General features: G+C 73.6%; 5 protein-coding genes and 1 riboswitch. All 5 genes read left to right on the top strand.

The features are described from left to right. The first annotated feature begins 267 nt into the window (after positions 1–267). The 5 genes from rlmN (at position 268) to AB0A69_RS28570 (ending at position 6570) form a co-directional block, all read left to right on the top strand. Positions 268–1380, top strand: coding sequence for a 23S rRNA (adenine(2503)-C(2))-methyltransferase RlmN (gene rlmN, locus AB0A69_RS28590; RefSeq protein WP_355356219.1), 1113 nt, complete (start codon positions 268–270; stop codon positions 1378–1380). Between the two features lie 29 nt (positions 1381–1409). Further along, a riboswitch (TPP riboswitch) is annotated at positions 1410–1521 on the top strand. A 77-nt stretch (positions 1522–1598) separates the two neighbouring features. After that, positions 1599–2696 carry a thiamine ABC transporter substrate-binding protein gene (locus tag AB0A69_RS28585; protein ID WP_361428038.1) on the top strand — a complete coding sequence of 366 codons (1098 nt, stop codon included), beginning with the start codon at positions 1599–1601 and terminating at the stop codon, positions 2694–2696. Between the two features lie 11 nt (positions 2697–2707). Further along, a complete protein-coding gene (locus AB0A69_RS28580; protein ID WP_361428160.1) occupies positions 2708–4327 on the top strand; it encodes an iron ABC transporter permease in 1620 nt (539 codons plus the stop codon). A gap of 2 nt (positions 4328–4329) precedes the next feature. Then, positions 4330–5346: an ABC transporter ATP-binding protein gene (locus AB0A69_RS28575; RefSeq protein WP_361428036.1), complete on the top strand. Its 1017-nt coding sequence runs from the start codon at positions 4330–4332 to the stop codon at positions 5344–5346. A gap of 39 nt (positions 5347–5385) precedes the next feature. Next, the gene (locus AB0A69_RS28570; protein ID WP_361428034.1) at positions 5386–6570 is read left to right on the top strand and encodes a glutamate--cysteine ligase; all 1185 of its coding nucleotides are present in this window, start codon (positions 5386–5388) and stop codon (positions 6568–6570) included. Positions 6571–6650 lie beyond the last annotated feature (80 nt).

Below are 6650 nucleotides of genomic sequence, written 5' to 3'. Positions count from 1 at the left end.
CACGCGGCGGTAGCCGCATATAGGCACGGTATGGACCGGCTGGACTCGCTGCTGCCGACGGCGCCGGTGGTGTGGTTGCTGCTGGTGCTGTTCGTGGGCGCCGGCTGACGGGAACAGGCCGAACCGCCGTCCGGTTACCCTGGAAGGGCTCGTCGCATCGGAGCGGCGGGCCCTTTCGGCCCCGTGGCCCCTTCGGGACGGGGACCATCCGGTGAGGTCACCCGGCTCACGTACCGCGGCCTCGTCTTTACTGAGGAGTACCAGGTCATGCCACGCCCCGCCCCGGGAGAGCTCACCTTCGTCGCCCCCCGCGGGGCCGTGAAGCCGCCACGGCACCTCGCCGACCTCACGCCCGCCGAGCGCAAGGAAGCCGTGGCCGCGATCGGCGAGAAGCCGTTCCGCGCCAAGCAGCTCTCCCAGCACTACTTCGCGCGGTACGCGCACGACCCCGCCGAGTGGACCGACATCCCGGCCGCCTCGCGCGAGAAGCTCGCCGCCGAGCTGCTGCCCGACCTCATGTCCGTCGTACGGCACATCTCGTGCGACGACGACACCACCCGCAAGACCCTGTGGCGGCTGCACGACGGCACGCTCGTCGAGTCGGTCCTCATGCGCTACCCGGACCGGGTGACCATGTGCATCTCGTCGCAGGCGGGCTGCGGCATGAACTGCCCCTTCTGCGCCACCGGCCAGGCCGGCCTCGACCGGAACCTGTCGACCGCCGAGATCGTGCACCAGATCGTCGACGGCATGCGGGCGCTCAGGGACGGCGAGGTGCCGGGCGGCCCCGCCCGCCTCTCCAACATCGTCTTCATGGGCATGGGCGAGCCGCTCGCCAACTACAAGCGGGTCGTGGGCGCCATCCGGCGGCTGACCGACCCCGAGCCCGACGGCCTCGGCCTGTCGCAGCGCGGCATCACCGTCTCCACCGTCGGCCTCGTGCCCGCGATGCTGCGCTTCGCCGACGAGGGCTTCAAGTGCCGCCTCGCCGTCTCGCTGCACGCTCCCGACGACGAGCTGCGCGACACCCTCGTGCCCGTCAACACCCGCTGGAAGGTCCGCGAGGTGCTGGACGCCGCCTGGGAGTACGCCGAGAAGTCCGGTCGCCGCGTCTCGATCGAGTACGCCCTCATCCGCGACATCAACGACCAGGCCTGGCGCGGCGACCTGCTGGGCCGCCTCCTCAAGGGCAAGCGCGTCCACGTCAACCTCATCCCGCTGAACCCGACCCCCGGCTCGAAGTGGACCGCCTCGCGCCCCGAGGACGAGAAGGCGTTCGTCGAGGCGATCGCCGCCCACGGCGTACCGGTCACCGTCCGGGACACCCGCGGGCAGGAGATCGACGGCGCCTGTGGACAGCTCGCGGCCGCGGAACGCTGACCTTGTAGTCTGAGCTCGAACACATCTGCATATTCCGACAGGGGAGCGCCACAGCGCTGAGAGTGCGGCAACCGTCCAGGCCGCAGACCCTCTGAACCTCGCCCAGGTCATTCTGGGTAGGAAGTTCGGTCGTTACTCGAGCTGTTGCGCCCTGCCCGCCGCACGACCGCGGCGGGCGGGGCCGCGTCTCTTCCTGGACACCCCCAGGAGGAATCTCAGTGAGCACCACCAAGAAGATCACGGTCGGCGCCCTCGCCGCCGCGCTGGGCGTCACGACGCTCACCGCCTGCGGCGACGGCGGCTCGGACAAGGCGTCCGACGGCGGCGGTACGAAGTCGAAGACCGTGACGCTCGTCAGCCACGACTCCTTCAACGCCTCCAAGGAGGTCCTGAAGGAGTTCACCAAGGAGACCGGCTACACCGTCAAGGTGCTGAAGAGCGGCGACGCGGGCGAGGCCGTCAACAAGGCGATCCTCACCAAGGGCGCCCCGCAGGGCGACGTCTTCTTCGGCGTCGACAACACCCTGCTGTCGCGCGCCCTCGACAACGGCCTCTTCGAGCCGTACGAGGCCAAGGGCCTCGACCGGGTCCCCGCAGACGTACAGCTCGACAAGGACAAGCACCGCGTCACGCCCGTCGACACCGGCGACATCTGCGTCAACTACGACAAGAAGTACTTCGCGGACAAGAAGCTCGCGGCGCCGCAGACCTTCGACGACCTCGCCAAGCCGCAGTACAAGGACCTCCTCGTGGTCGAGAACCCGGAGCGCTCCTCGCCCGGCCTCGGCTTCCTGCTCGGCACGGCCGCGCAGTACGGCGACGAGGGCTGGCAGGACTACTGGAAGAAGCTGAAGGCCAACGGCGTCAAGGTCGTCGACAGCTGGGAGCTCGCCTACAACCAGGAGTTCTCCGGCTCGGCCGGCGGCAAGCAGGCCAAGGGCGACCGGCCGCTCGTCGTGTCGTACGCCTCCAGCCCGCCGGTCGAGGTGCTGTACGCCACGCCGCAGCCGGCCGAGGCGCCGACCGGGGTGTCCACCGGCACCTGCTTCCGCCAGATCGAGTTCGCCGGCCTGCTGACGGGTGCGAAGAACCCGGAGGGCGGCAAGGCCCTGATCGACTTCCTGATCGGGAAGAAGTTCCAGGACGACATGCCGCTCCAGATGTTCGTGCACCCGGTCGCGAAGGACGCGACGCTGCCGGAGCTGTTCACCAAGCACGGCGTGACGGTCGACAAGCCGCACACCCTGGCCCCCGCCAAGATCGCCGAGAACCGTGACCAGTGGATCAAGTCGTGGTCCTCGCTCGTCCTGAAGTAAGGCGTACGGGCCTGCGGGCGGGGCTCATGGTCCTGCCCGTGGCCTTCTTCGCCCTCTTCTTCGCCTACCCCGTCGCCGCGATCGTCGGCCGGGGCCTGCGGACGGGGGAGGGGGCCTGGGAGGTCGGGCGGCTGGGCGAGGTGCTCGGCCGCCCCGACGTCCTCGACGTGCTCTGGTTCACCACCTGGCAGGCGCTCGCCTCCACCGCGCTGACCCTGCTGGTCGCACTGCCGGGCGCGTACGTCTTCGCCCGCTTCGACTTCCCCGGCAAGCAGGTGCTGCGGGCGGTGGTGACCGTGCCGTTCGTGCTGCCGACCGTCGTCGTCGGCACCGCCTTCCTCGCGCTCGTCGGGCGGGGCGGGCTCCTCGACGAGCTGTGGGGCGTACGGCTGGACACCACCGTGTGGGCGATCCTGCTGGCGCACGTCTTCTTCAACTACGCCGTCGTCGTCCGCACGGTCGGCGGCCTGTGGGCGCAGCTCGACCCGCGCCAGGAGGAGGCCGCGCGGGTGCTCGGCGCCTCCCGGTTCGGGGCGTGGCGGCGGGTGACGCTGCCCGCGCTCGCGCCCGCCGTGGCCGCCGCGGCGCTGATGGTCTTCCTCTTCACGTACACCTCCTTCGGCGTCGTACAGATCCTCGGTGGGCCCGCGTACGCCACGCTGGAGGCGGAGATCTACCGGCAGACCGCCCAGCTGCTCGACCTGGAGACGGCCGCCGTGCTCACCCTGGTGCAGTTCGCCGCCGTGGGCGCCGTCCTCGCCGTGCACGCCTGGACCGTCCGCAGGCGCGAGACCGCGCTGAAGCTGGTGGACGCCGGACAGACCGCGCGGCGGCCGCGCGGGGCCGGGCAGTGGGCGCTGCTCGCCGCCGTCCTCGTGACGGTCGCGCTGCTGCTCGTGCTGCCGCTCGCGGTGCTCGTGCAGCGCTCCTTCGCCGGGGGGCTCGGCTACTACCGGGCCCTCCAGGACGCCGACGCGGGCGGCGGGACCTTCCTCGTGCCGCCCGTCGAGGCGATCGGGAACTCGCTCCAGTACGCCCTCGCCGCCACCGCGATCGCGCTGGCCGTCGGGGGGCTCGCGGCCGCGGCGCTCACCCGGCGGGCCGGGCGGCTGGTGCGCGGCTTCGACGCGCTGCTGATGCTGCCGCTCGGCGTGTCCGCCGTCACCGTCGGCTTCGGCTTCCTCATCACGCTGGACGAGCCGCCGCTCGACCTGCGCTCGTCGTGGATCCTGGTGCCGCTGGCCCAGGCCCTGGTCGGCGTGCCCTTCGTCGTACGGACCATGCTGCCGGTGCTGCGGGCCGTGGACGAGCGGCTGCGCGAGGCGGCGGCGGTGCTCGGGGCGTCGCCGTGGCGCGTGTGGCGCGAGGTGGACCTGCCGCTGGTGCGGCGGGCGCTGCTGGTGGCGGCGGGGTTCGCGTTCGCCGTGTCGCTGGGGGAGTTCGGGGCGACCGTCTTCATCGCGCGGCCCGACAACCCGACGCTGCCGGTGGCCGTCGCCCGGCTCCTCGGCCGGCCCGGAGAGCTCAACTACGGACAGGCCATGGCCCTGTCGACGATCCTCATGGTGGTGTGCGCGGTGGCGCTGCTGCTGCTCGAACGTATCCGTGTCAACCGCTCCGGGGAGTTCTGACCATGCTGCGCCTAGAGGGCGTGACCGTACGCTTCGGGGCCCGCGCCGCCCTCGACGCGGTGGACCTCGCGGTCGCCGACCACGAGATCGTGTGCGTGCTCGGCCCGAGCGGCAGCGGCAAGTCGACCTTGCTGAGGGTCGTCGCGGGTCTCCAGCCCGTGGACGGCGGCCGGGTGCTGCTGGACGGCGCGGACCAGGCCGGGGTGCCGGTGCACCGGCGCGGCGTCGGGCTGATGTTCCAGGACCACCAGCTCTTCCCCCAGCGGGACGTCGCCGGGAACGTCGCCTTCGGGCTGCGCATGCGCGGCGCCCCGAAGCGGGAGCAGGCCGCCCGCGTGACCGAGCTGCTGGAGCTGGTGGGTCTGCCGGGCGCCGAGCGCCGGGCGGTGGCCGCGCTCTCCGGCGGCGAGCAGCAGCGCGTGGCCCTCGCCCGCGCCCTGGCGCCCAGCCCGCGGGTGCTCATGCTCGACGAGCCGCTGGGGCAGCTGGACCGGGGGCTGCGGGAGCGGCTCGTGGTGGAGCTGCGGCACCTGTTCGGGCGGCTCGGGACGACGGTGCTCGCCGTCACGCACGACCAGGGCGAGGCGTTCGCGCTCGCCGACCGGGTCGTGGTGATGCGCGACGGGCGCGTGGAACAGAGCGGCACGCCGCTGGAGGTGTGGCGCCGCCCGGCCTCCGAGTTCGTCGCCCGCTTCCTGGGCTTCGACAACGTGGTGGCGGCGACGGTCGCCGGCGAGGCGGCCGACACCGCGTGGGGCAAGGTCCCCGTGCCCGCCGGCGTCCCGCAGGGCGCCGCCCGCCTGCTCGTCCGCCCCGCCGGGGTCCGGCTCGGCGACCCGGCGGACGGCCTGCGCTGCGAGGTCGACGCCCGCACCTTCCGCGGCCACCACGTCGCCGTACGGCTCCGCCCGGAGACCGGCCCGCCGCTGGAGGCGGAGTGCGCCCTGCGCGACGCGCCGGAGGAGGGCGCGGTGGTCGGGGTGACGTTCGCGGCGGACGAGGTCGTAGTCCTGGACTGAGGCGGCGGCGCGTCGTTGACGGTCCGTCACCTCGCTGTCATGGTGAGCACGGTCCGCACGGCACCCGAACCGTGGTGGGAGGGCTCCATGGACGCGTACGACATGCCGGCGATGGGGGTCGAGGAGGAGCTCCTCCTCGTCGACGCCGCGACCCTGGCCGCCGCGCCCGGCGCCCCGGCCGTACTGAAGCACTGCGCGAGCGCCCCCGGCGCGGCCGGCCGGTTCTCCGCCGAGATCACCACGCTGCAGGTGGAGACCAAGAGCGCCCCGCACCGCCACGCCCGCGCCCTGGGCGGGGAACTGCTCGCCCTGCGGCGCACGGTCGCACGCGCCGCCGAGCGCGAAGGGCTCCGGGTCGTCGCGTCCGGGCTGCCCGTCCTCGGTGACGTCGTCCCGCCGCCCCTCACCGAAGGGGAGCGCTTCGCCGAGGGCATGGCGACCTACCGGGCCCTCCACGACGAGATGTCCATGTGCGCCTTCCAGGTGCACGTCGACATCCCCGACCTGCCCCGCGCCCTGGACGTCGGCAACCGGCTGCGCCCCTGGCTGCCGGTGCTGCTCGCGATGGCGGCCAACTCCCCGTACTTCGCGGGCCGTGACACCGGTTACGCCACCTGGCGCGCGCTCGCCTGGGGGCGCTGGCCGGTGGCGGGCCCGCCGCCGTACTTCCACTCGCCCGCGCATTACGAGGACGTCCTCGGCGCGCTGGCCGAGTCGGGCGCGCTGGTCGATCGCGGGACCGTCTTCTGGGACGTACGCCCCTCGGCGCGGCTGCCCACCCTGGAGGTGCGCGTCGCCGACATGACCGGCACCGCGGCCGAGTCGGCGTTCCTCGCGGTGCTGGTGCGCGCCCTGGTCACGGTGGCGCTGCGGGAGGCCGAGCGCGGGGAGCCCGCGCCCGCGCCGTCGGCGGAGGTGCTGCGCGCCGCCTACTGGCGGGCGGCCCGGGACGGGCTGGACGGCATGGGGCTCGACGTGGCCACCGGCAGGGCCGTCCCCGCGCCGCTGCTCGCCGAGCGGATGGTCGCGTACGCCCGCCCGGCGCTGGTGCGCCACGGGGACGCCGACCTGGTGGAGACGGGGCTGCGGTGGCTCCTGCGCCACGGCTGCGGGGCCGCGCGGCAGCGCGCCGCGGCCGCCGCGGCGGGTTCGCTCGCCGGTGCCGTGCGGTGGCTGGCCGCGCAGACGGGGGCGGAGGGATTCCCCGATCCGGGCCGCCGTTGACGGGCCCTACGCACAGGACGGTCCCGCGCGCGGGACGGACGGCGTAGGCGTGGCGCAGTGGCCGGTGACCGCCCTGCGCG

The organism is Streptomyces sp. NPDC045431, assembly GCF_040646655.1.
In the GTDB taxonomy this organism is placed as follows: Bacteria; Actinomycetota; Actinomycetes; order Streptomycetales; family Streptomycetaceae; genus Streptomyces.
The sequence above is the reverse complement of the archived record's forward strand: the minus strand, read 5'-3'. Positions and strand labels throughout refer to the sequence as shown.

Bases quoted from the DNA above. Each gene is read 5' to 3' on its own strand.
- rlmN (WP_355356219.1), top strand. From the start codon at position 268: ATGCCACGCCCCGCCCCGGGAGAGCTCACCTTCGTCGCCCCCCGCGGG.
- AB0A69_RS28575 (WP_361428036.1), top strand. From the start codon at position 4,330: ATGCTGCGCCTAGAGGGCGTGACCGTACGCTTCGGGGCCCGCGCCGCC.
- AB0A69_RS28570 (WP_361428034.1), top strand. From the start codon at position 5,386: ATGGTGAGCACGGTCCGCACGGCACCCGAACCGTGGTGGGAGGGCTCC.